Consider the following 20,369-nt stretch of genomic DNA (forward strand, 5'->3'; position numbering starts at 1 on the left):
CTGTCTCCTTGTTCCCTTGAAATCGTCGCCGTGTCGGCCCGGCTGTTTTACTGGTTCGTGATGTGGTTGTCGCGGATGACCTTGCCCCAGCGCTCGAAGTCCTGGCGCATGCGCTCGGCGGTCTGGTCGGCGGTGCGGTAGGCCGCGAACGAGCCCACGCCCTGCAGCTTCTCCTGTACTTCCTTGTCGGCCAGCGCCTTCCTGAGTTCGGCGCTCATGCGCTCGACCACGTCCTTGGGCGTGCCGGCCGGTGCCAGCAGGCCGCCCCACGAGGTGGCGTCGAAGCCCGGGAAGCCCTGCTCGGCCACCGTCTTCACGTCGGGCAGCAGGCTCACGCGCTGGCCCGAGCCGACCGCGATGGCGCGCAGCTTGCCGGCGCGGATGTGCGGGATCACGGCCACCAGGTCCGAGAACATCGCGGGCACCTGGCCGCCGATCAGGTCGGTCACGGCCGGCGCGCTGCCGCGGTAGGGCACGTGCTGCATCTCGAACTTGCCGATGTTCTTGAGCTGCTCGGTCGTCAGGTGGCCGAAGCTGCCGGCACCCGCGGTCGTGTAGTTGAGCTTGCCGTTCTCGGCCTTGGCCTTGGCGATCAGGCCCTGCAGGCCGGTCACCTCGGGCAGCGCCTTGGGATTGACCACCAGCACGATCGGCAGGTCGTAGACGCTGCCCACGGGCGTGAAGTTCTTGAAGATGTCGTAGCCGGTCGGGCCGTAGAGATGCGAGGCCAGCAGCGTGGGCGTGGCCAGCATCACGAAGGTGTAGCCGTCGGCCGGCGCGCGCGCCGCGGCGGCCGCGCCCACGGTGCCCGAGGCGCCGCTGCGGTTGTCGATCACGATGTTCTGGCCGAGCGCGGCCGACATCTTCTGCGCCACGATGCGCGAAGCCACGTCGGTGGGACCGCCAGGCGGGAAGGGCACGATCAGCGTGATCGGCTTGGCCGGCCAGGCCTGCGCGAAGGCGGCACCAGCGGCGAGGGGAAGGGCGAGCGCGAGGAGTGCACGGCGAAGAGGACTGCGGAGGGGACGGAGAGAGAGGGAGGCCATGACTTCTGCTTCAGGGGAACAAGGTGGCGCCGTCAGACGACGCCGCTGCTTTTCAGCGCTGCCAGCTTTTCATCCGACAGGCCGAGCAAGGACTGGAGCACGTCGTGCGTGCCTTCGCCCAGGGTGGGCGGCGCGCTGCGCACCGGCAGGCGCTCGCCATCGAAACGGTAGGGGGGCGCGAGCACGTCGACCGTGCCCGCGACCGGATGCGGCTGGCGCGTGACCAGGCCGGCGTCGGTGGCGCGCTTCGATTGCAGCGCCTCGAGCAGGCCCAGCACCTCGCCGCAGGGAATGCCGGCGGCACTCAGCTTTTCGAGCAGCGCGGCGCGCGGACGCTTCGCGAGTTCGGCATGCAGTTGCGGCAGCAGCACCGCGCGGTTGGCCGAACGCAGGATGTTGGTCTTGAAGCGCTCGTCGGCCGCGAGGTCGGGCCGCTCGATCACCTCGGTGCAGAAGCGCGCGAACTGCGCGTTGTTGCCCACGGTGATGACCAGCGGGCCGTCGGCCGCGTCGAACACGCCGTAGGGCACGATCGAGGGATGCGAGTTGCCGTAGCGCGGCGGGTCCTCGCCCAGCAGCAGCGCCTCGAGGCCGTAGTAGGCGGTGATCATCAGGCCGCAGTCGAACAGCGCCATCTCGACGTGCCGGCCCTTGCCGGTCTTCTCGCGCTGGTAGAGCGCGGCGAGGATGGCCTGCGCCGAGTACATGCCGGTGAACAGGTCGACGGCGGCCACGCCGAACTTCAGCGGCGGCTGGTTGGCCTCGCCGTTGAGCGCCATCAGGCCGGCCTCGCCCTGCACCACGAGGTCGTAGCCGGGGCGCGCGGCCTCGGGGCCGGTGCGGTCGTAGCCCGAGATCGAGCAGTAGATGAGACCGGGATGTTCCTTGCTCAACTGCTCGTAGCCCAGGCCCAGCTTGTCGATGCCGCCGAACTTGAAGTTCTGGATCAGCACGTCGCACTGCTTCGCGAGATCGCGCGCGAGCTGCTGGCCCTCGGGCGTCTGCAGGTCGAGCGTGACGGAGCGCTTGTTGCGGTTCACGCTGTTGAAGTAGGCGGTCTCGGTCTGGCCGACGCGCAGGCCCCAGTCGCGCGTGTCGTCGCCGCGGCCCGGGTGCTCGACCTTGATGACCTCGGCGCCCATGTCGGCCAGCACCATGCCGCACCAGGGGCCGGCGAGGATGCGGGAGAGGTCGAGGACGCGCACGCCGGCGAGCGGCAGCGAGGAATTCAGCGAGGGCATGGTGGCTCCGGAAAGACGTGAGACCTCGGCGCGGTTGCGCGCGAGGCCGGGGGAGAGGCTGTGGCGGTGGCGGGCGGCGTCAGGACTTGTCCTGCCGCCGCAGCGCGGCGAAGTCGGCCTTGCGCTTGCCGAGGAAGGCACCAATGCCTTCGGCGGCCTCGGCATCGGCCTGCGACTCGACCATGTAGACGGCCTCGGCCTCGAGTTGTTCCTCGAGCGTGGCGCGATGCGCCTGGCGGCACAGCGACTTGATGCGTGCGCTCGCGCGCTGCGGGCCGTTCGCGACCTTGGCCGCGAGCGCGATCGCCTCGGCGAGTGCCGCGCCCTTGTCGGTCAGGCGGTTGACCGCGCCCAGCGCATGCAGGCGCTCCGCCGGCAGGCGGTCGCCGGTCAGGCACAGCTCGGTCAGCAACTGGCGCGAGACGAACTCGGCCAGGAAGGCGGTGGCACCGCCATCGGGCGTGAGGCCGACCTTGACGTAGGCCACGGTGTAGAAGGCATCGCGCGCCGACACGAGCATGTCGCAGGCCAGCGCCATCGACAGGCCCGCGCCCGCGGCGCCGCCCTCGACGGCCGCGATCACGGGCTTGCCGCAGTCGCGCAGCGCGCGGATCAGGTTGTGCAGGCCCTCGAGCTTTTCGCGGCGTTCCGACGCGGGCAGCTCGCGGCGCTTGGCCAGCAGGTTGAGGTCGCCGCCCGAGCAGAAGAAATCGCCGGCGCCGGTGAAGACGATGGCACCGACCTCGGGGTCGTCCTGCGCATCGGCCAGCGCGGCCGCGAGCTCGGCATACAGCGTGGGCGTGATCGCGTTGCGCGCGCCGGGGTTGCTGTTGGTGAGGATGCGCACGGCACCCTCCTGCGAGATCAGCACGGTCTTGTTTTCGCTCATGCCGCCACCTCCTTGCCGAGCGCGATATAGCGCTGCAGATGATGGTCCTCGTCGCCGAGCTGGTGGTCGATCATCACGAGGCGCTTGGCGTAGTGGGGCAGCGGCAGCTCCCAGGTCATGCCGATGCCGCCGTGCATCTGGATGCTTTCTTCCGCCACCAGTGCGCCAATGCGGCCGATGCTGAACTTGGCGGCCGACAGCGCGCGCTCGCGCGCGAGGCGGTCGCTGCCGTCGATGGCGGCCGCGGCATTGATGACCGCCGAGCGCGCCTGCTCGATCTCGAGCAGCAGGTCGGCCATGCGGTGCTGCAGCGCCTGGAAGCTGCCGATCAGCGTGCCGAACTGCTTGCGCGTGCGCAGGTAGTCGAGCGTCGCGGTCTTGGCCGCTTCCATCGCGCCCACGGCCTCGGCGCACAGCGCGAGCACGCCGCGGCCGATGGCGCGCTCGAGCGTCGCGGCGCCCTGGCCCTCGGCGCCCAGCAGTGCGTCGGCGGGCAGCTTCAGGCCGTCGAACGAGAGTTCGGCGACACGGCCGCCGTCGATCGACGGGCAGCCGCGCACCGTGAGGCCTGCGGTCTTCGCGGGCACGAGGAACAGCGAGATGCCGGCTTCGTCGTCCACGTTGCCCGAGGTGCGGGCGGAGACGAGGAACAAGTCGGCCTGCTCGCCCTGCGGCACCACGGCCTTGGCGCCGTTCAGCACCCAGCCGTCGCCGCTGCGCTCGGCCTTGGTCTGCACGCGCGTGCGCTCGTAATGGGTGTCGGCCTCGTCGTGCGCGAAGGCCGCGACGGTCACGCCGTTGATGATGTCGACCAGCTTCTCTTTCTGCGCATCCGTGCCGGCCGCGCCGAGCGCCTCGCCGACCATCACCGCGCCCAGCAGCGGCTCGACCACGAGGCCGCGGCCCAGGGCCTCGAAGACCACGGCGATGTCGAAGCCGCCGCCGCCGAAGCCGCCATCGGCCTCGCCGAACAGCGCGCCGATCACGCCGAGTTCGGCGAACTGCTGGAAGATCTCCTTGCTGAAGCCGTGCTCGGACTTCGCGATGCGGTCGCGCGCATCGAAGGCGTACTGCTCGCTGATGAAGCGGTTGAGGCTGTCGGCGAGCATGCGCCGGTCTTCGCTGTGTTCGAAGTTCATTGCATCTCTCCTTTACAGGCCCAGGATCATCTTGGAGATGATGTTCTTCTGGATCTCGTTCGAGCCGCCGAAGATCGACAGCTTGCGGTTGTTGAAGTAGCGCGAGGCGGCGGCCGAGGCGTAGGCCGGGCCGAAGGTCTCGCCGGTGAAGCCGTCCTTCAGCGCCTCGGCGATGAAGGGGCGGCCATGCACGCCCATCGCGCGGCGCGCCAGCGACGAGATCTCCTGGCGGATCTCGGTGCCGCGGATCTTGAGCATCGAGCTCTCGGCGCCCGGCACGCCGCCGCCGGCCACCGCCGCGATCACGCGCAGGTTGGTGGTCTTCATGTTCTCGAGGTCGATCTCCACGCGCGCCAGGCGCGCCGCGAAGGCCGGGTCTTCCGACAGCGGCTTGCCGTTCTTGGTCTGCGTGGCGGCAATGCCCTTGAGCTGCTCGAGCGCGGCCACCGAGAAGCCCACGCCCGCGATGTTGGTGCGCTCGTAGGTCAGCAGGTACTTGGCGCAGGTCCAGCCCTTGTTCTCCTCGCCCACGAGGTTCTCGGCCGGCACGCGCACGTCGGAGAAGAACACCTCGTTGACCTCATGCTCGCCGTCGAGCGTGATGATCGGGCGCACCTCGACGCCCGGCGAGCTCATGTCGATCAGCAGGAAGCTGATGCCCTCCTGCTTCTTCGCCTCGCGGTTGGTGCGCACCAGGCAGAAGATCATGTTGGCGTGCTGGCCCAGCGTGGTCCAGGTCTTCTGGCCGTTCACGATGTAGTGGTCGCCCTGGGCATCGATGCCGCGCACGGCCGAGGTCTTCACGGCCGCGAGGTCGGAGCCCGCGCCGGGTTCCGAATAGCCCTGGCACCACCAGTCGGCGCCGTTGAGGATGCGCGGCAGCCAGTGGCGCTTCTGTGCCTCGTTGCCGTACTTGATCAGCACCGGCCCGAGCATGTTCACGCCGAAGGGCACGATGCGCGGCGCGAAGGCCAGCGCGCACTCGTTCTCGAAGATGAACTTCTCCACCGCCGTCCAGCCCGGGCCGCCGTACTGCTCGGGCCAGTGGTTGGCGAGCCAGCCGCGCGCGTCGAGGATGGCATGCCATTCCTCCATGTCGGCCTTCTCGAGGATCTTGCCGCCGCGCACCTTGTCCGACAGCCGCGCGGGCAGCTTGTCGGCCAGGAAGGCACGCACCTCGCCACGGAAGGCTTCTTCTTCGGGGGTGAAGTTCAGGTCCATCGCGCGCTCCTCAATAGATTTCGAACAGGCCGGCCGCGCCCATGCCGCCGGCGATGCACATCGTGACCACGGCGTACTTCGCGCCGCGGCGCTTGCCTTCGATCAGCACATGGCCCGCGAGGCGCGCGCCGGTCATGCCGAAGGGGTGGCCGATCGAGATCGCGCCGCCGTTGACGTTGAGGCGTTCCGAGGGAATGCCCAGCCGGTCCTGGCAGTAGATCGATTGCGAGGCGAAGGCTTCGTTGAGTTCCCACAGGCCGATGTCCTCGACCTTGAGGCCGTGGCGCGCGAGCAGCTTGGGCACGGCGAACACCGGGCCGATGCCCATCTCGTCGGGCTCGCAGCCCGCGACCGCGAGGCCGCGGAAGGCGCCCAGGGGCTGGATGTTGGCGCGCTCGGCATCCTTCGCTTCCATCAGCACGCAGGCCGAGGCGCCGTCGGAGAGCTGCGAGGCATTGCCCGCGGTGATGAACTTGTCGTCGCCCATCACCGGCTTGAGCTTGGCCAGCGCCTCGTAGGTGGTGCCGCGGCGGTTGCAGTTGTCCTCGGTGGCCGTGACCTCGCGGTGCGTGACCTCCTTGGTCTCCTTGTCGGTCACCGCCATGGTGGTGGTGCAGGCGACGATCTCGTCCTTGTAGCGGCCCGCGAGCTGCGCTTCCTCGGTGCGGCGCTGGCTCTCGGCCGAGAAGCGGTCCTGCGCCTCGCGGCTGATGCCGTAGCGCTGGGCCACGATGTCGGCGGTCTCGATCATCGCCATGTAGAGCGCGGGCTTGTGCTCGACGATCCATGGGTCCATGCCGTTGTCTCCGCTGTCGGTGGCGCTGCGGCTGCGGATCTGCGAGATGCTTTCCACGCCGCCCGCGATCATGGCCGGCGCGCCGTCCACCACGATGCGGCCCGCGGCCATGGCGATCGCCTGCAGGCCCGAGGCGCAGAAGCGGTTGACGGTGGTGCCGGCGATCGAGATCGGCAGGCCCGCGCGCACGATGGCCTGGCGCGCGATGTTGCGGCCGGTGGTGCCCTCGGGATAGCCGCAGCCGAGGATGGCGTCCTCGATCAGCGCCGGGTCGAGGCCCGAGCGCTCGACCGCGGCCTTGACCGCGAAGGCCGCCAGCGTGGGGCCGGGGGTGATGTTGAATTCGCCGCGGTGCGCCTTGGTGAGCGGGGTGCGGGCGGTGGAAACGATGACGGCTTCACGCATGGGGATGTCTCCTGAAGGCTGGCTCTGTGATTACTCGGATTGGTTGAGGCTCGCGAAGTCGGCGCCGCGCTCGACCAGCTGCACCAGCAGCGGCGACGGCTTCCAGAAGATCGGGTCTTCCTTCGCGAACTCCTGGATATCGGCCAGCACCTTGGGCAGGCCCACCATGTCGGCGTACTTCATCGGGCCGCCGCGGTGGCGCGGGAAGCCGTAGCCGTAGAGGAAGGTCACGTCGACGTCGAGCGGGCGCAGCGCGATGCGCTGCAGCACGACGTTGGCGCCCTCGTTGATCATCGCGGCCATGTAGCGGCGCATGATCTCCTCCTCGGTGAAGGCGCGCGGCTTGACGCCCGCGCGTTCGCGCTCGGCGTCGATGATGGCCAGCACCTCGGGGTCGGGCTGGCCGGTGCGCGCGCCTTCGGGATAGAGGTAGTAGCCGCGCTGCGTCTTCTGGCCGAACCAGCCGCGCTCGCAGATGCGGTCGGCTACCTGCACGTAGCGCGCCTGCGGGTCGCGCGTGGCGGCCTTGCGCTTGCGCGTGGCCCAGCCGATGTCGCCGCCCGCGAGGTCCGAGACCTGGAACGGACCCATCGGGTAGCCGAAGTTGCGCACGGCGGCGTCGATCTCGTAGGGCGAGGCGCCGTCCTCCATCATGTGGTCGGCGGCCTGGCGGTACACGGCCAGGATGCGGTTGCCGATGAAGCCGTCGCACACGCCCGCGCGCACCGGCACCTTCTTGAGCTTCTTCGCGAGCTCGAAGCCGGTGGCGACCACGTCGGCGCGCACCTTGGCGGGCACCACGATCTCGAGCAGCTTCATGATGTTGGCCGGCGAGAAGAAGTGCAGGCCCACCACGTCCTGCGGCCGCGAGATGCTGGCGGCGATCTCGTCGATGTCGAGGTAGGAGGTGTTGGTGGCCAGCACCGCGCCCTGCTTGCAGACGCGGTCGAGCTCGGCGAACACGGCCTTCTTCACGCCCATGTCCTCGAACACGGCCTCGACCACGATGTCGACGTCGGCGAGCGCGTCGTACGAGGTCGAGCCCGAGAAGCGCGCCATCACGGCGGCCTTGGCCTCGGGCGTGATGCGGCCCTTGGCGATCAGGCCGTCGTAGACCTTCTCGACGTTGGCGCGGCCGCGCGCGAGCTGGGTGTCGTCGCGCTCGATCATGGTCACGGGCAGGCCGGCGTCGAGCATCGCCACCGCGATGCCCGCGCCCATGGTGCCGCCGCCGACGATGCCGGCCGACGTCAGCGGCCGCGGGCTGGCGGAACGGGTCTCGGGCGCCTTGAGCACTTCGCGCTCGGCGAAGAAGGCGTGGATCAGGCCGGCGCGCTGCGGGCTGTCGATGCACTGCAGGAACAGCTTGCGCTCGAGCGCCATGCCTTCGTCGAAGGGCAGGGTGAGCGCGCCCTCGACCGCCTCGACGATCTTCATCGGCGAGAACAGGCCGCGGCTCTTCTTGGCGGTGTCGGCGCGCGCGGCCTCGAGGGCGGCGCGGCTGGCTTCCTGGTCGGCCAGCGCGCCGGCTTCGCGCGTGCGGCGCACCGGGGCGTTGGCGGCGATCAGTTCGTTGGCATAGGCCAGGCCTTCGGCGCGCGCGTCGGCGTCGCTGCCGAGGCGGTCGACCAGGCCCAGCGACAGCGCTTCCTTCGCGGGCGCGTGGCGGCCGCTGAGCATCAGCTCGATGGCGGGCTTCACGCCGATCAGGCGCGGCGCGCGCTGCGTGCCGCCCGAGCCGGGCAGCAGGCCCAGCGCGACTTCGGGCAGGCCCAGCTTGGCGGTGGGCGAGGCCAGTCGGTAGTGGGCCGACAGCGCCACCTCGAGGCCGCCGCCGAGCGCGGCGCCATGGATGGCGGCGATCACCGGCTTGCTGCAGTTCTCGATCTTCAGGCAGGCCTCGGGCAGCGAGGGCGGCTGCGGCGCCTGGCCGAACTCGCGGATGTCGGCGCCGGCGATGAAGTTGCGGCCCGCGCCGACGATCAGCACGGCCTTGGCCGCGGCGTCGGCCTCGGCCGCGTCGATGGCGGCCACGAGGCCGCGGCGCACGTCCACGCCCAGGGCGTTGACGGGCGGGTTGTCGATGGTCACGACGAAGACATCGCCCTGGCGCTCGAAGGCGACGGGACCGGAGGACGTGGAGGGGCTGGAGGTCGGGGTGGCCATGTGCGTGTCGCTTGTCTCGGTGACGCGCCGGAGCGGCGCGAGGCTCTGGGGAGGTCGAACCCCCTTCCGCGGGCGGCGAGGGTCCTGGGGTGAACCCCGCATTCTTTGCACCCATCCCGGTTTTGACAATTGCATAGTCGGTTGACAGACTGTCAAAGGATTTTTGACAAAATCCGGCCATGGACCTCCAATCGCTGACCCTGCTGGTCGAAATCATCGATGCCGGCAACCTGAGCGCGGCCGCGCGCCGACTCAAGATGACCCGGGCCAACGTCAGCTACCACCTGAACCAGCTCGAGCGCTCGGTCGGCGCGCAGCTGGTGCGGCGCACCACCCGGCGCGCCGAGCCGACCGAGATCGGCCTGCGCCTGTACCAGCACGGCGTCGCGATCCAGGGCGAGCTGCGCGCGGCGCGCGAATCGGTCACCACGCTGGGCGAGGGGCTGCAGGGCCAGGTGCGGCTGAGCGTGCCCAGCGGCTACGGGCAGCTGGTCATGGCCGACTGGCTGATCGACTTCAAGCGCCGCTACCCGGGCATCGTGCTCGACGTGGTGTTCGAGAACCGCATCGAGGACCTGCTGCGCGACGAGGTCGACATCGCGATCCGCGTGATCCCCGAGCCGCCGCAGAACCTGGTGGCGCGCGCGATGGGCCCGGTGCGCTACGTGGCCTGCGCCTCGCGCGACTACGCGGCGCAGCATCCGCTGCCGGTGCAGCTCGACGGGCTGCACGGCGCGCCGGTGGTCACGGCCGCGGTCATCGGGCGGCAGCTGCGGGTGTCGGCCTACCAGGGCGAGATCCGGCGCGAGGTGGTGCTCGAGCCGACCCTGATCTCGGAGAACTTCCTGTTCCTGCGCCAGGCCATCCTCGCGGGCCTGGGCATCGGCCTGGTGCCCGACTACGTGGTGGCCGAGGACGTGCGCCGCGGCGAGGTGCTGACCACGCTCGACGACTGGCGGCTGTCGATCTTCGGCACCCAGATGTTCATGCTCTACATGCCGAACCGCCAGCACACGCGCGCGATCCGCACCTTCATCGACTACACGCTGGAGCGCGTGCGCGAGGTCAGCCCCGGATCGTGACGTGCGAGTGGAAGCGGTCCGAGGGGCCGCGCAGGCGCTGGAACTCGAAGGGCCGGTCGGCCTCGTCGTGGCCGATGCGCAGCACGTCGACCAGCGCCGAGGCCATCGGCACGCCGAGCAGCGCGGCCAGCGGCGCGTCGGCCAGCGTGGCGCGCGTGAGCATCTCGATGCGGCCGTAGCGGATGCCCTGGCCCTGCAGCAGCTCGGTCAACGACAGCCGCGAGAAATCGGCCCGCACGAAGCGCCGGCCCACGTCCTCGATGAGGTGGACGATGCTGTGCAGGATCGGCAGCCGCCCGGTGCTGCGCAGCCGCACCACCTGGAGCACCGGCGTGCCTTCCTCCAGCCGCAGCGCGCTGGCCACGTCGGCGGGCGCGGGCACGAAGCCGAATTCCTTCACCGACGGCTTGCTGCGCGAGCGGCGCTCGGCCATGGTGGCGAGGAAGGACTCCATCGGCATCGGCAGCGGTGCCGAGCGCAACGGCGCCGACACGTAGGTGCCGCGGCCGCGCTGGCGCTTGAGCAGGCCGCGTTCCTCCAGCGACTGCAGCGCGCGCCGCACCGTGACGCGCGAGACGCCGTACTGCGCGCGCAGCTCTTCCTCGGTGGGGAGCTGGTCGCCGTCGCGCAGCCGCCCGCTGGCGACCATGTCCTCGATCAGGGTCGAGATCTGGTGATGCAGTGCCACGCCGGGCTGCCTGTTGAGGTCCATGGGCAAATCTTAGCGGTCGATGACGGGGTGGGCCGGGGCGTTGGCTAAAAGTATTGATATCAATACAATAGGACCGAACGACACCCACGACAGCCAACGTCCAGAGACCCCCCGCATGCCCGGCCGCACGCTCTTCGAGAAGATATGGGACGCCCACGTGGTGTCCGACCTGGGCGGCGGCTTCTCGCTGCTGCATGTCGATCGCCACCTGGTCAGCGATCCCGGCAGCAAGGCGCTCGCGGCGCTGCGCCGGCGCGGGCTGCCGGTGCGCCATCCCGAGCTGACCTTCGCGATGCCCGACCACACGGTGTCGACCGCGCCGGGCCGCGAGGGCCACACGCCCAACGCGATCCGCTACCTGGCCGACCTGCGCCACGAGACGCGGCTGCAGGGCATCCGCCTGTTCGACGTCGGCCAGCCGGGGCAGGGCATCGTGCACGTGGTCGGGCCCGAGCTCGGGCTCACGCTGCCGGGCGCCTCGGTGGTCTGCAGCGACAGCCACACCTGCACCCACGGCGCGCTCGGCGCGCTGGCCTTCGGCATCGGCGCCACCGAGTTCCAGCACGTGGCCGCGACCCAGACGATCGTGCTGCAGCGCCCGCGCCAGATGCGCATCCGCTTCGAGGGCACGCTGCCCGCGGGCACCAGCGCGAAGGACCTGATCCTGCATGCCATCGGCCGGCTCGGCGCCACCGGTGCCTCGGGCTGCGCGGTCGAGTACGCGGGAGCGGCCATCGGCGCGCTCGACATCGAGGCGCGCATGACGGTGTGCAACCTGTCGGTGGAGATGGGCGGGCGCTTCGGCATCGTCGCGCCCGACGCGCGCACGCTGGCCTACGTGCGCGGCCGCCCGTTCGCGCCCAGCGGCGCGCAGTGGGAGCAGGCCGCGGCGCAATGGGCCACCTTGCGCAGCGACGACGACGCCGTGTTCGACCGCGAGGTCTGCATCGACGTCTCGGAGGTCGTGCCGCAGGTCACCTGGGGCACGAGCCCGCAGGACACCATCGGCATCGACGCGCGCATTCCCGATCCGGCCGCGGCCAGCGATCCGGCGCAGCGCGCCGCGCGGCAGGCCGCGCTCGACTACATGGGCCTGCGCGCCGGCGATGCGATCGCGGGCACGCCGGTGGACTGGGTGTTCATCGGCTCGTGCACCAACGCGCGCATCTCCGACCTGCGGCTCGCGGCCGAGACCGTGCGCGGCCGGCGCGTGGCGAGCGGCGTGCGCGCCTGGATCGTGCCGGGCTCGGAGCTGGTCAAGCGCGAGGCCGAGGCCGAAGGGCTGGCGCAGGTGTTCCTCGACGCCGGCTTCGAGTGGCGCGAGTCGGGCTGCTCGCTGTGCGTGGCGGCCAACGGCGAGGCCGTGCCGCCGGGCCTGCGCGTGGTGTCGACCTCCAACCGCAACTTCGTCGGCCGCCAGGGGCCGGGTGCGCGCACCCATCTCGCGAGCCCGCAGCTCGCGGCCGCCGCGGCCATCGCGGGCTGCCTGGTCGATCCGCGCGCCATGGAGGCCCGGCCATGACCCCGTTCGGCGTGCTCACCGCCACCGCCGCGCCGCTGTGGCGCGACAACATCGACACCGACCTGATCGTGCGCGTCGAGCCGCTGTTCGGCGGCGTGCCGCGCGAGGAGCTCGGCCCCCATGCGCTGGCCGCGCTGCGCTTTCGCGCCGACGGCAGCGAGGACCCGGCCTGCGTGCTGAACCAGCCGCGCTACCGCGGCGCGGGCATCCTGCTGGCAGGCGACAACTTCGGCTGCGGCAGCTCGCGCGAGGGCGCGGTGTGGGCCCTGATGGCGCTGGGCATCCGCTGCATCGTCGCGCCGAGCTTCGGCGACATCTTCCAGGGCAACTGCTTCCAGAACGGCCTGCTGCCGGTGCGCCTGCCGCGCGCGCAGGTGGAGGTGCTCGCGCGCGCCGTGGCCGAGGGCGCCGATGCCGTGCTCACGGTCGACCTGCAGGCCTGCACCGTGCGGCGCGAGGGCCTGCCGACGCTGCCCTTCGCCTTGCCGCCGCGGCGCCGCGAGGGGCTGCTGCGCGGCCTCGACGACCTCGAGCTCACGCTCGCGCGCAGCGCCGAGATCGATGCCTTCCAGCGCCGCGACAGGGCGCTGCATCCCTGGCTGCACCTCGACGGCGCCCGGCGCCCGAGCCTCACCAACGACCCCGCCCCCCATACCCATAAGGAGACACCGTGACGTCCGAACAACCACCGCGCCTGCCGCCCGTGGCCGCTCGTGCCACCCGCCGCGGCCTGCTGCGCGCCGGCGCCGCCCTCGCCGCGAGCGGCGCATTGCCGCTGCGCGCGCTGGCGCAGGAGCCCGCTTCCGCCTTCCCCTCGCATCCCGTGAAGATGGTGATCCCGCTGCCGCCGGGCGGCGCCACCGACGTCATCGGCCGCCTGCTCGGGCAGAAGCTCGGCGAGCTCTGGCGCCAGAGCGTGATCGTCGACAACAAGCCCGGCGCCGGCACCATCGTCGGCACCCAGGCCATCGCGCGGGCGCCGGCCGACGGCTACACCTTCGGCATCGTCATCAGCGCCTTCACCATCAATCCCTCGCTGCGCAACGACCTGCCCTACGACGCCACCAAGGACTTCACACCGCTGAGCCTGCTGGGCTTCCCGGTGATCGCGCTGGTCGCCATTCCCTCATTCCCCGCCAACGACGTGGCCGGGCTGATCGCGAAGGCGCGCGCCAAGCCGGGCTCGGTCAGCTATGCCTCGCTGGGCATCGGCACCGCCACCCACCTGGCGGGCGAGATGATGAACGTGCGCGCCGAGACCGGCATGGTCCACATCCCCTACAACGGCAGCGCGCCCGCGTACAACGACCTGCTGAGCGGCCGCGTGCAGGTGGGCTTCGTGCTGCTCGACTCGGCGCTGCCGCACGTGAAGGCCGGCAAGCTCAAGGTGCTGGCCGTGACCAATGCCAAGCGCAGCCGCATCTATCCCGACTATCCGACCGTCGGCGAGACCATCCCCGGCTATTCGCTCGAGAGCCTGTTCGGCTTCGTGGCGCCGCGCGGCCTCCCCGCGTCGATCGCGGCCAAGCTCTCGGGCGACATCGTCAAGGTGATCCAGCTGCCCGAGGTGCGCCAGCGCCTGGCCGAACTCAGCGTCGAGCCCGTGGGCTCGAGCGCGTCCGAGTTCGAGGCGACGATTCGCAGCGAGATCGTGAAATGGGCGCCGGTGGTGAAGGCGGCAGGGGTGAAGGCCGACTAGTTCAGGGGTGCCACTGGCTGCGCGCGCGGCCTTCGAGCGGCTCGTAGCGCGTGGCCGCGAGCGCATCCGACAGCCTGCGCGCGGCTTCCATCAACGTGGCCGCATGGCGCGCGAGTTCGCCGGCCGCGGCCGCATCGGCCGGCACCGCCACGCTGAGCGCGCCCAGCACCGTGCCGCGCGCGGCGAACACCGGCGCGGCCACGCTCGCGGCGGCCGCGTCGGCTTCGCCCACGGTCAGGTGATGGCCGCGCCGGCGGATCGCGTCGAGCGCGGCGCCCGGCGCGCCCGAGAACGCGAGGATCACCTGGCCGGCCGCGCCGCGCTCGAGCGGCAGCGGTTCGCCGACACGGCTCGGGCTCACGAAGCCGTCGGCGCCGCGCACGCGCAGCAGGCGCACGCGCTGGCCTTCCTCGAGCGCGAAGAAGGAGGCGCTGTGGCCGGTTTGCTCGGCCAGTTGCTGCAGGGCCGGCTCGATCACGTTGCGCAGGTCGAAGGCGCGCTGGTAGCGCGCGCCCAGCCGCGCGGCCGCCGGGCCCAGGCGCCAGGCGCCGCCCTCGAGCGCCACCAGGTAGCCGGCCGTGGCCAGCGTGCGCGCGAGCCGCAGCGCGGTGGGCTTGGCGAGCGCGGTGCGGCGCGCGATCTCGGCCAGCGCGAGCTGCGCGTCGGCGGTGCCGAAGGCATCGAGGATGGCGAGCGAACGCGCCACCGCGGTCACGCCCTCGGCGCGCGGCACGGGCTTGGCGGTGCGGGAGGAAGCGCGTGCGGAGGAGGCCATCGTTTCGCGGAGTGGAACGGCATTGTGCGGCCGCGTTGCGAATCCTAGGCTCGCGGCTTTCCCGGGGCGCCGGCCCCATCGCTTCGAACATCCGCAGGAGACCCGCTCATGACATCCATCGCCCCGCTGCGCCGCCGCCTTGGCGCGCTCTTCCTGGCCTGCCTCGCCGCGCCCTCGCTGGCGCTCGCGCAGGCGCCGTATCCGAGCAAGCCGATCCGGCTGGTCGTGCCCTTCGCGGCCGGCGGTGCGGTCGACACCGTGGGCCGCGTGGTCGGCGAGCGGCTGTCGACGCAGATGGGCCAGCCGGTGATCGTCGACAACCGGCCCGGCGCCAACGCCAACATCGGCACCGAGAACGTCGCGCGCTCGGCGCCCGATGGCTATTCGCTGCTGGTGGCGGCCAACGGCGTGGTGACCAACAACACGCTCTATCCCAAGCTGTCGTTCAACGGCCTGCGCGACTTCGTCGCGGTGGCGCGCCTGGGCTATGCGCCGCTGGTGCTGGTGGTGCCGGCCAGCGCGCCCTACAAGACCGTGCCCGAGCTGCTCGCGGCCACGCGAGCCAAGCCCGGCGACATGAGCTACGGCTCGGCCGGCAACGGCAGTTCGGGCCACCTCGCCGGCGCGCTGCTGGCCTCGGTCGGCAAGTTCGATGCACTGCACGTGGCCTACAAGGGCGGCTCGCCCGCGCTGGTCGACCTGATCGCGGGGCGCACCTCGTTCATGCTGCTGAACCCGCTCGAGGTGCTGCCGCACATCCAGTCGGGCCGGCTGCGCGCGCTGGCGGTCAGCGGCGCCCAGCGCGCGCCGATGCTGCCGAACGTGCCCACCATGGCCGAGGCCGGCCTGCCGAACTTCGACGCCAGCGTCTGGTGGACGCTGCTCGCGCCGGCCGGCACCGCGCCCGAGGTGGTCGCCAAGCTCAATGCCGAGACGCGCAAGGCGCTGGCCGATGCCGGCACGCGCGAGAAGCTGGGCGCGCTCGGCGCGGTCATCACGCCCTCGAGCCCGCAGGAGGCCGCGGCCTTCCTCAAGAGCGAATCGGCCAAGTGGGAGCAGGTGATTCGCGCGGCCGACATCAAGGCCGACTGAGCACGGCGTCGACCTCATGATCATCGACTGCCACGGCCACTACACCACCGCGCCGGCCGCGCTCGAGGCCTGGCGCCGGCGCCAGGTCGAGGCCTTCGGCACGGGGCGGCCCGCGCCGGCCGCGTCCGAGCTGCGCATCGGCGACGACGAGCTGCGCGAATCCATCGAAGGCAACCAGCTGCGGCTGATGGACGAGCGCGGCATCGACCTCACCATCTTCAGCCCGCGCGCGAGCTTCATGGCGCACCACGTCGGCGACTTCGCCGTGTCCTCGACCTGGGCCGCGATCTGCAACGAGCTGTGCCACCGCGTGGGCGCGATGTTTCCCGAGCGCTTCGCGGGCGCGGCCATGCTGCCGCAGTCGCCGGGCGTGCCGGTCGCCTCGTGCATCGCCGAGCTCGAGCGCTGCGTGCGCGACTACGGCTTCGTCGGCGTCAACCTCAACCCCGATCCCTCGGGCGGCTTCTGGAACAGCCCGCCGCTGACCGACCGCCACTGGTATCCGCTGTACGAGAAGATGGTCGAGCTCGACGTGCCGGCCATGATCCACGTGAGCACCAGCTGCAACGCCTGCTTCCACACCACCGGCGCGCACTACCTCAATGCCGACACCACGGCCGTGATGCAGTGCATCCAGGGCGACCTGTTCGCGGATTTCCCGACCCTGCGCTTCGTGATCCCGCACGGCGGCGGCGCCGCGCCCTACCACTGGGGGCGCTTTCGCGGGCTGGCGCAGGAGATGAAGAAGCCGCCGCTCGCGCAGCACCTGCTGAAGAACCTGTTCTTCGACACCTGCGTCTACCACCAGCCGGGCATCGACCTGCTCGCGCGCGTGATCCCGGCCGAGAACATCCTGTTCGCCTCCGAGATGATCGGCGCCGTGCGCGGCATCGATCCCGAGACCGGCCATTTCTACGACGACACGCGGCGCTACATCGAGGCCGCCGCGCTGAGCGCCGAGCAGCGCGCGCAGGTCTACGAAGGCAATGCGCGCCGCGTCTTTCCGCGGCTCGATGCGCAGCTGAATGCGCGCGGCCGGCTGTTCGATCCCCAATCTCATTCCACGCAAGGAGCCCGCCATGCATGAACTCGGCGTCGTCCATCGTCACATCGAACGCGCCGACGCGCAGGTCGTCGATGCCCTCGCGGCCCTGGGCTCGGCCACGGTGCACGAGGCCATGGGCCGGGTCGGTCTGCTCGCGCCGTACATGCGGCCGATCTATCCGGGCGCGCAGGTCAGCGGCAGCGCCGTCACCGTGCTGCTGCATCCGGGCGACAACTGGATGCTGCACGTCGCGGCCGAGCAGATCCGCCCCGGCGACATCGTGGTGGCGGCCATCACCGCGCCGAGCAGCGACGGCTTCTTCGGCGACCTGCTGGCCACCAGCTTCCAGGCCCGCGGCGCGCGCGCGCTGGTGATCGACGGCGGCGTGCGGGACGTGCGCACGCTGCAGCAGATGGGCTTTGCGGTCTGGAGCAAGGCCATCAGCAGCAAGGGCTGCGTGAAGGCCACGCTGGGCTCGGTCAACATCCCGGTGGTGTGCGCCGGCATGTCGGTGCAGCCCGGCGACGCGATCGTGGCCGACGACGACGGCGTGGTCTGCGTGCCGCGCGCGATGGCCGCGGCCACGCTCGAGAAGGCGCGTCAGCGCGAGGCGCTGGAGACGTCGAAGCGCGAGAAGCTCGCGAGCGGCGTGCTCGGGCTCGACATGTACGACATGCGGCCGGCGCTGGCGGCGGCGGGGCTGCGCTACATCGACTGAAAGGGCGCGGCGGGCAATGCCCGACCCGCGCGCATGGCCGCAGGGCCATCGGGGCAATGGGACGGTTAACATCTGTATAAACGTACAGTGTTTTCCACCCACCCCATGGACCTCCAGCACAAGCTCGCCATCCTGGCCGATGCCGCCAAGTACGACGCCTCGTGCGCGTCGAGCGGCTCGCAGCCGCGCGACTCGGTGGGCGGGCGCGGCATCGGCTCGACCGAGGGCATGGGCATCTGCCACAGCTATGCGCCCGACGGCCGCTGCATCTCGTTGCTCAAGGTGCTGCTGACCAACCACTGCCAGTACGACTGCCTCTATTGCGTGAACCGCGCCTCGAGCAACGTGCCGCGCGCGCGTTTCCGCGCCGAGGAGGTGGTGCAGCTCACGCTCGACTTCTACCGCCGCAACTGCATCGAGGGGCTGTTCCTCTCGAGCGGCATCATCAAGTCGCCCGACCACACGATGGAGCAGGTGGTCGAGGTCGCGCGCTCGCTGCGCGAGGACCACGACTTCCGCGGCTACATCCATCTCAAGACCATTCCCGATGCCAGCGACGAGCTGATCGCGCGCGCCGGCCGCTATGCCGATCGGCTCAGCATCAACGTCGAGATGCCGACCACCGAGGGCCTGCAGGCCCTCGCACCCGAGAAGGACGAGAGCGCGATCCGCCGCTCGATGGCGCGGCTGCGTTTGCAGATCGACGACACGCGCGAGGAGGCGCGCCGCGTGGTGCCGATCCGCGCGCTGCCGGGCGCGACGCCGGTGGCTGCCAAGCCGCCGCCGTTCGCGCCCGCGGGCCAGAGCACGCAGATGATCGTGGGCGCCGACGCCACCGACGACCGCGCCATCCTCGCGACCAGCGCCACGCTCTACGGTGCCTACCGGCTGCGCCGCGTCTACTACTCGGCCTTCAGCCCGATCCCCGACGCGGCGCGCGCGCTGCCGCTGGCCGCCCCGCCGCTGATGCGCGAGCACCGGCTCTACCAGGCCGACTGGCTGATGCGCTTCTACGGCTTCGAGCACGGCGAGATCGTGGCCGAGCGCGACGGCCTGCTGCGGCTCGACGTCGATCCCAAGATGGCCTGGGCGCTCGCGCATGCGGAACGCTTTCCGGTCGACCTCAACCATGCGCCGCGCGAGCTGCTGCTGCGCGTGCCGGGCCTGGGCGTGAAGGCGGTCGAGCGGCTGCTGCAGGCGCGGCGCGTGCGCCGCGTGCGCGCCGACGACCTGCGGCGGCTGCATGTGCCCGCGCGCAAGGTGCTGCCCTTCGTGGTGGCCGACGGGCACCGGCCCGCGGCCGGGGCGATGGCGGCTTCGGCGCGCGCCGAGCCGGCGCAGCAGGCCTCGCTGTTCTGAGCGCCATCGCCATGCAGGTGCGGCTCGACGACGCGGTCGACCTCGACGGTTTCCGGCGCCGTGCGCGGCAACTGCTGGCCGATGGCGTGCCGCCTGAACGGATCGAGTGGGGAGTGGCGCGGGCCGGGGGCGACGAAGGCCTGTTCGGCGACGTGCCCGAGCAAGCGATCGCACCGTCGACCGCGGCGATGCAGCCCGTGCCGGCGGCCTTCGTCGCGTTGTGCGCCGACGTGATCCTGCACCGCGATCCCCAGCGCTTCGCGCTGCTCTACCGCCTGCTCTGGCGCCTCGCGCACGAGCCCGCGCTGCGCCACGATCCGCTCGACGCCGACATGATGCGGGCCCAGCGCATGGCCAAGGCGGTGCACCGCGACATCCACAAGATGCGCGCCTTCGTGCGCTTCACGCAGGTCACGGACGACGACGGGCTCGAGCGCCACGTCGCGTGGTTCGAGCCCGAGCACCGCATCGTCGAGGCCAATGCCGACTTCTTCGCGCGCCGCTTCGCGCAGATGCGCTGGGCCATCCTCACGCCCGAGCGCTGCGTCGAATGGGACGGCCATGCGCTGTCGTTCCGCGCGGGCGCCGACCGCCGCGAGAAGCCGCCGCCCGACGCGGGCGAACGGCTCTGGCTCACCTACTACGCCCACATCTTCAATCCGGCGCGGCTCAAGTTCTCGACCATGCAGCGCGAGATGCCGCGCCGCTACTGGCACAACCTGCCCGAGGCCGCGCTAATCCAGCCGCTGGCCGACGCGGCCGATGCGCGCAGCCAATCGATGATCGAGGCGCCGGCCACGCCCGCGCGGCGCATCCGCGCGCCGATGGCGCTGCACGCGCGGCCGGCCGAGGGCGTGGCGCCGGCCGACCTCGGCGAACTGCGCGCGGCCGCCCATGCCTGCCGCGCCTGCCCGATCGGCGCGCAGGCCACCCAGGCCGTGTGCGGCGAAGGGCCGCTCGCGCCGCGCCACATGCTGGTCGGCGAGCAGCCCGGCGACCAGGAGGACCTCGCGGGCCGGCCCTTCGTCGGCCCGGCCGGCCAGTTGCTCGAGCGCGCGATGGCGCAGCTCGGCTGGGCGCGCGAGGGCGTCTACCTCGCCAATGCGGTGAAGCACTTCAAGTACGAACTGCGCGGCAAGCGGCGCATCCATAAGACGCCGGGGCAGCGCGAGGCCGAGGCCTGCGCCAATTGGCTCGATGCCGAGATCGCGCTGGTGCGGCCGCAGTCGCTGGTCGCTCTCGGTGCCACGGCGGCGCGCGCGCTGCTGGGTCGGCCGGTGGCGGTACAGGCCGAGCGCGGCGCCTGGCTGCACGAGCGTGCGGACGGACGGCCGGTGTTCGTGACGCTGCATCCGTCGGCGCTGCTGCGGTTGCCCGACGAGGAGCGCGAGGCGGCCCATACGCGCTGGCGCGAGGAGCTGGCCCGCGCGCGCGACACGGCGCCCGTGGCCTGAAGCCCGCC

The 20,369-nt window shown here is 71.4% G+C and carries 18 protein-coding genes; 9 read left to right on the forward strand and 9 right to left on the reverse strand.

Annotated features, from left to right (window positions below; all coding sequences use genetic code 11):
- Positions 1 to 47 precede the first annotated feature (47 nt).
- The 7 genes from AC07PU_RS29725 to AC07PU_RS29755 all read right to left on the reverse strand — a co-directional run bounded on the left by AC07PU_RS29725 (position 48) and on the right by AC07PU_RS29755 (position 8,903).
- Entirely contained in the window at positions 48 to 1,046 is a 999-nt protein-coding gene (locus AC07PU_RS29725) for a Bug family tripartite tricarboxylate transporter substrate binding protein (protein WP_495321930.1), read from the reverse strand.
- 32 nt (positions 1,047 to 1,078) lie between these two features.
- Positions 1,079 to 2,287, reverse strand: a complete 1,209-nt coding sequence (locus AC07PU_RS29730) for a CaiB/BaiF CoA transferase family protein (RefSeq protein WP_495321931.1) — start codon at positions 2,285 to 2,287, stop codon at positions 1,079 to 1,081.
- A 79-nt stretch (positions 2,288 to 2,366) separates the two neighbouring features.
- Positions 2,367 to 3,176 carry an oxepin-CoA hydrolase, alternative type gene (locus AC07PU_RS29735; RefSeq protein WP_209542524.1) on the reverse strand — a complete coding sequence of 270 codons (810 nt, stop codon included), beginning with the start codon at positions 3,174 to 3,176 and terminating at the stop codon, positions 2,367 to 2,369.
- A complete protein-coding gene (locus AC07PU_RS29740) occupies positions 3,173 to 4,315 on the reverse strand; it encodes an acyl-CoA dehydrogenase family protein (RefSeq protein ID WP_495321932.1) in 1,143 nt (380 codons plus the stop codon). Before AC07PU_RS29740 ends, AC07PU_RS29735 begins: the two co-directional genes overlap by 4 nt.
- A 12-nt stretch (positions 4,316 to 4,327) precedes the next feature.
- Positions 4,328 to 5,536 carry an acyl-CoA dehydrogenase family protein gene (locus tag AC07PU_RS29745; RefSeq protein WP_495321933.1) on the reverse strand — a complete coding sequence of 403 codons (1,209 nt, stop codon included), beginning with the start codon at positions 5,534 to 5,536 and terminating at the stop codon, positions 4,328 to 4,330.
- Between the two features lie 10 nt (positions 5,537 to 5,546).
- Complete coding sequence (locus AC07PU_RS29750) at positions 5,547 to 6,737, reverse strand: acetyl-CoA C-acyltransferase (RefSeq protein WP_495321934.1); 1,191 nt, start codon at positions 6,735 to 6,737, stop codon at positions 5,547 to 5,549.
- A 30-nt stretch (positions 6,738 to 6,767) separates the two neighbouring features.
- A complete protein-coding gene (locus AC07PU_RS29755; protein WP_495321935.1) occupies positions 6,768 to 8,903 on the reverse strand; it encodes a 3-hydroxyacyl-CoA dehydrogenase NAD-binding domain-containing protein in 2,136 nt (711 codons plus the stop codon).
- 179 nt (positions 8,904 to 9,082) lie between these two features.
- Here AC07PU_RS29755 and AC07PU_RS29760 point away from each other — a divergent pair, with 179 nt between their 5' ends.
- Positions 9,083 to 9,985 (forward strand): LysR family transcriptional regulator, encoded by a 903-nt coding sequence (locus AC07PU_RS29760; RefSeq protein WP_093355618.1) that lies wholly within the window; start codon positions 9,083 to 9,085, stop codon positions 9,983 to 9,985.
- Here AC07PU_RS29760 and AC07PU_RS29765 read toward each other — a convergent pair.
- Positions 9,969 to 10,697, reverse strand: a complete 729-nt coding sequence (locus tag AC07PU_RS29765) for a GntR family transcriptional regulator (protein WP_495321936.1) — start codon at positions 10,695 to 10,697, stop codon at positions 9,969 to 9,971. The genes AC07PU_RS29760 and AC07PU_RS29765 overlap by 17 nt on opposite strands.
- Before the next feature lie 115 nt (positions 10,698 to 10,812).
- Here AC07PU_RS29765 and leuC point away from each other — a divergent pair, with 115 nt between their 5' ends.
- From leuC to AC07PU_RS29780, 3 genes are read left to right on the forward strand one after another with little or no spacing between them, the layout of a single operon-like run.
- A complete protein-coding gene (gene leuC / locus AC07PU_RS29770) occupies positions 10,813 to 12,219 on the forward strand; it encodes a 3-isopropylmalate dehydratase large subunit (protein WP_495321937.1) in 1,407 nt (468 codons plus the stop codon).
- Complete coding sequence (leuD, locus tag AC07PU_RS29775; RefSeq protein WP_431511442.1) at positions 12,216 to 12,893, forward strand: 3-isopropylmalate dehydratase small subunit; 678 nt, start codon at positions 12,216 to 12,218, stop codon at positions 12,891 to 12,893. The genes leuC and leuD overlap by 4 nt, the downstream gene beginning before the upstream one ends.
- Positions 12,890 to 13,918, forward strand: coding sequence for a tripartite tricarboxylate transporter substrate binding protein (locus tag AC07PU_RS29780; protein ID WP_495321938.1), 1,029 nt, complete (start codon positions 12,890 to 12,892; stop codon positions 13,916 to 13,918). Before leuD ends, AC07PU_RS29780 begins: the two co-directional genes overlap by 4 nt.
- A gap of 1 nt (position 13,919) precedes the next feature.
- Here AC07PU_RS29780 and AC07PU_RS29785 read toward each other — a convergent pair whose 3' ends face one another.
- A complete protein-coding gene (locus tag AC07PU_RS29785) occupies positions 13,920 to 14,693 on the reverse strand; it encodes an IclR family transcriptional regulator (RefSeq protein ID WP_495321939.1) in 774 nt (257 codons plus the stop codon).
- Positions 14,694 to 14,801: 108 nt separating this feature from the next.
- Here AC07PU_RS29785 and AC07PU_RS29790 point away from each other — a divergent pair, with 108 nt between their 5' ends.
- The 5 genes from AC07PU_RS29790 to AC07PU_RS29810 all read left to right on the forward strand — a co-directional run bounded on the left by AC07PU_RS29790 (position 14,802) and on the right by AC07PU_RS29810 (position 20,361).
- On the forward strand, positions 14,802 to 15,785 hold the full coding sequence (locus tag AC07PU_RS29790) for a Bug family tripartite tricarboxylate transporter substrate binding protein (RefSeq protein ID WP_495321940.1): 984 nt from the start codon (positions 14,802 to 14,804) through the stop codon (positions 15,783 to 15,785).
- 16 nt (positions 15,786 to 15,801) lie between these two features.
- Positions 15,802 to 16,872, forward strand: a complete 1,071-nt coding sequence (locus tag AC07PU_RS29795; protein WP_495321941.1) for an amidohydrolase family protein — start codon at positions 15,802 to 15,804, stop codon at positions 16,870 to 16,872.
- Positions 16,865 to 17,548 (forward strand): 4-carboxy-4-hydroxy-2-oxoadipate aldolase/oxaloacetate decarboxylase, encoded by a 684-nt coding sequence (gene ligK / locus AC07PU_RS29800; protein WP_296792515.1) that lies wholly within the window; start codon positions 16,865 to 16,867, stop codon positions 17,546 to 17,548. Before AC07PU_RS29795 ends, ligK begins: the two co-directional genes overlap by 8 nt.
- A 105-nt stretch (positions 17,549 to 17,653) precedes the next feature.
- Positions 17,654 to 18,907, forward strand: a complete 1,254-nt coding sequence (locus AC07PU_RS29805) for a putative DNA modification/repair radical SAM protein (RefSeq protein WP_495321942.1) — start codon at positions 17,654 to 17,656, stop codon at positions 18,905 to 18,907.
- A gap of 11 nt (positions 18,908 to 18,918) precedes the next feature.
- Positions 18,919 to 20,361 (forward strand): UdgX family uracil-DNA binding protein, encoded by a 1,443-nt coding sequence (locus tag AC07PU_RS29810; protein WP_495321943.1) that lies wholly within the window; start codon positions 18,919 to 18,921, stop codon positions 20,359 to 20,361.
- Positions 20,362 to 20,369: the final 8 nt, after the last annotated feature.

Source organism: Variovorax sp. GW821-FHT10D07 (assembly GCF_059415325.1).

Bases quoted from the DNA above. Each gene is read 5' to 3' on its own strand.
- AC07PU_RS29740 (WP_495321932.1), bottom strand. From the start codon at position 4,315: ATGAACTTCGAACACAGCGAAGACCGGCGCATGCTCGCCGACAGCCTC.
- AC07PU_RS29725 (WP_495321930.1), bottom strand. From the start codon at position 1,046: ATGGCCTCCCTCTCTCTCCGTCCCCTCCGCAGTCCTCTTCGCCGTGCA.
- AC07PU_RS29760 (WP_093355618.1), top strand. From the start codon at position 9,083: ATGGACCTCCAATCGCTGACCCTGCTGGTCGAAATCATCGATGCCGGC.
- AC07PU_RS29755 (WP_495321935.1), bottom strand. From the start codon at position 8,903: ATGGCCACCCCGACCTCCAGCCCCTCCACGTCCTCCGGTCCCGTCGCC.
- AC07PU_RS29750 (WP_495321934.1), bottom strand. From the start codon at position 6,737: ATGCGTGAAGCCGTCATCGTTTCCACCGCCCGCACCCCGCTCACCAAG.
- AC07PU_RS29795 (WP_495321941.1), top strand. From the start codon at position 15,802: ATGATCATCGACTGCCACGGCCACTACACCACCGCGCCGGCCGCGCTC.
- AC07PU_RS29790 (WP_495321940.1), top strand. From the start codon at position 14,802: ATGACATCCATCGCCCCGCTGCGCCGCCGCCTTGGCGCGCTCTTCCTG.
- AC07PU_RS29735 (WP_209542524.1), bottom strand. From the start codon at position 3,176: ATGAGCGAAAACAAGACCGTGCTGATCTCGCAGGAGGGTGCCGTGCGC.
- ligK (WP_296792515.1), top strand. From the start codon at position 16,865: ATGCATGAACTCGGCGTCGTCCATCGTCACATCGAACGCGCCGACGCG.
- leuC (WP_495321937.1), top strand. From the start codon at position 10,813: ATGCCCGGCCGCACGCTCTTCGAGAAGATATGGGACGCCCACGTGGTG.
- AC07PU_RS29730 (WP_495321931.1), bottom strand. From the start codon at position 2,287: ATGCCCTCGCTGAATTCCTCGCTGCCGCTCGCCGGCGTGCGCGTCCTC.
- AC07PU_RS29805 (WP_495321942.1), top strand. From the start codon at position 17,654: ATGGACCTCCAGCACAAGCTCGCCATCCTGGCCGATGCCGCCAAGTAC.
- AC07PU_RS29810 (WP_495321943.1), top strand. From the start codon at position 18,919: ATGCAGGTGCGGCTCGACGACGCGGTCGACCTCGACGGTTTCCGGCGC.
- AC07PU_RS29745 (WP_495321933.1), bottom strand. From the start codon at position 5,536: ATGGACCTGAACTTCACCCCCGAAGAAGAAGCCTTCCGTGGCGAGGTG.
- AC07PU_RS29785 (WP_495321939.1), bottom strand. From the start codon at position 14,693: ATGGCCTCCTCCGCACGCGCTTCCTCCCGCACCGCCAAGCCCGTGCCG.
- leuD (WP_431511442.1), top strand. From the start codon at position 12,216: ATGACCCCGTTCGGCGTGCTCACCGCCACCGCCGCGCCGCTGTGGCGC.
- AC07PU_RS29765 (WP_495321936.1), bottom strand. From the start codon at position 10,697: ATGGACCTCAACAGGCAGCCCGGCGTGGCACTGCATCACCAGATCTCG.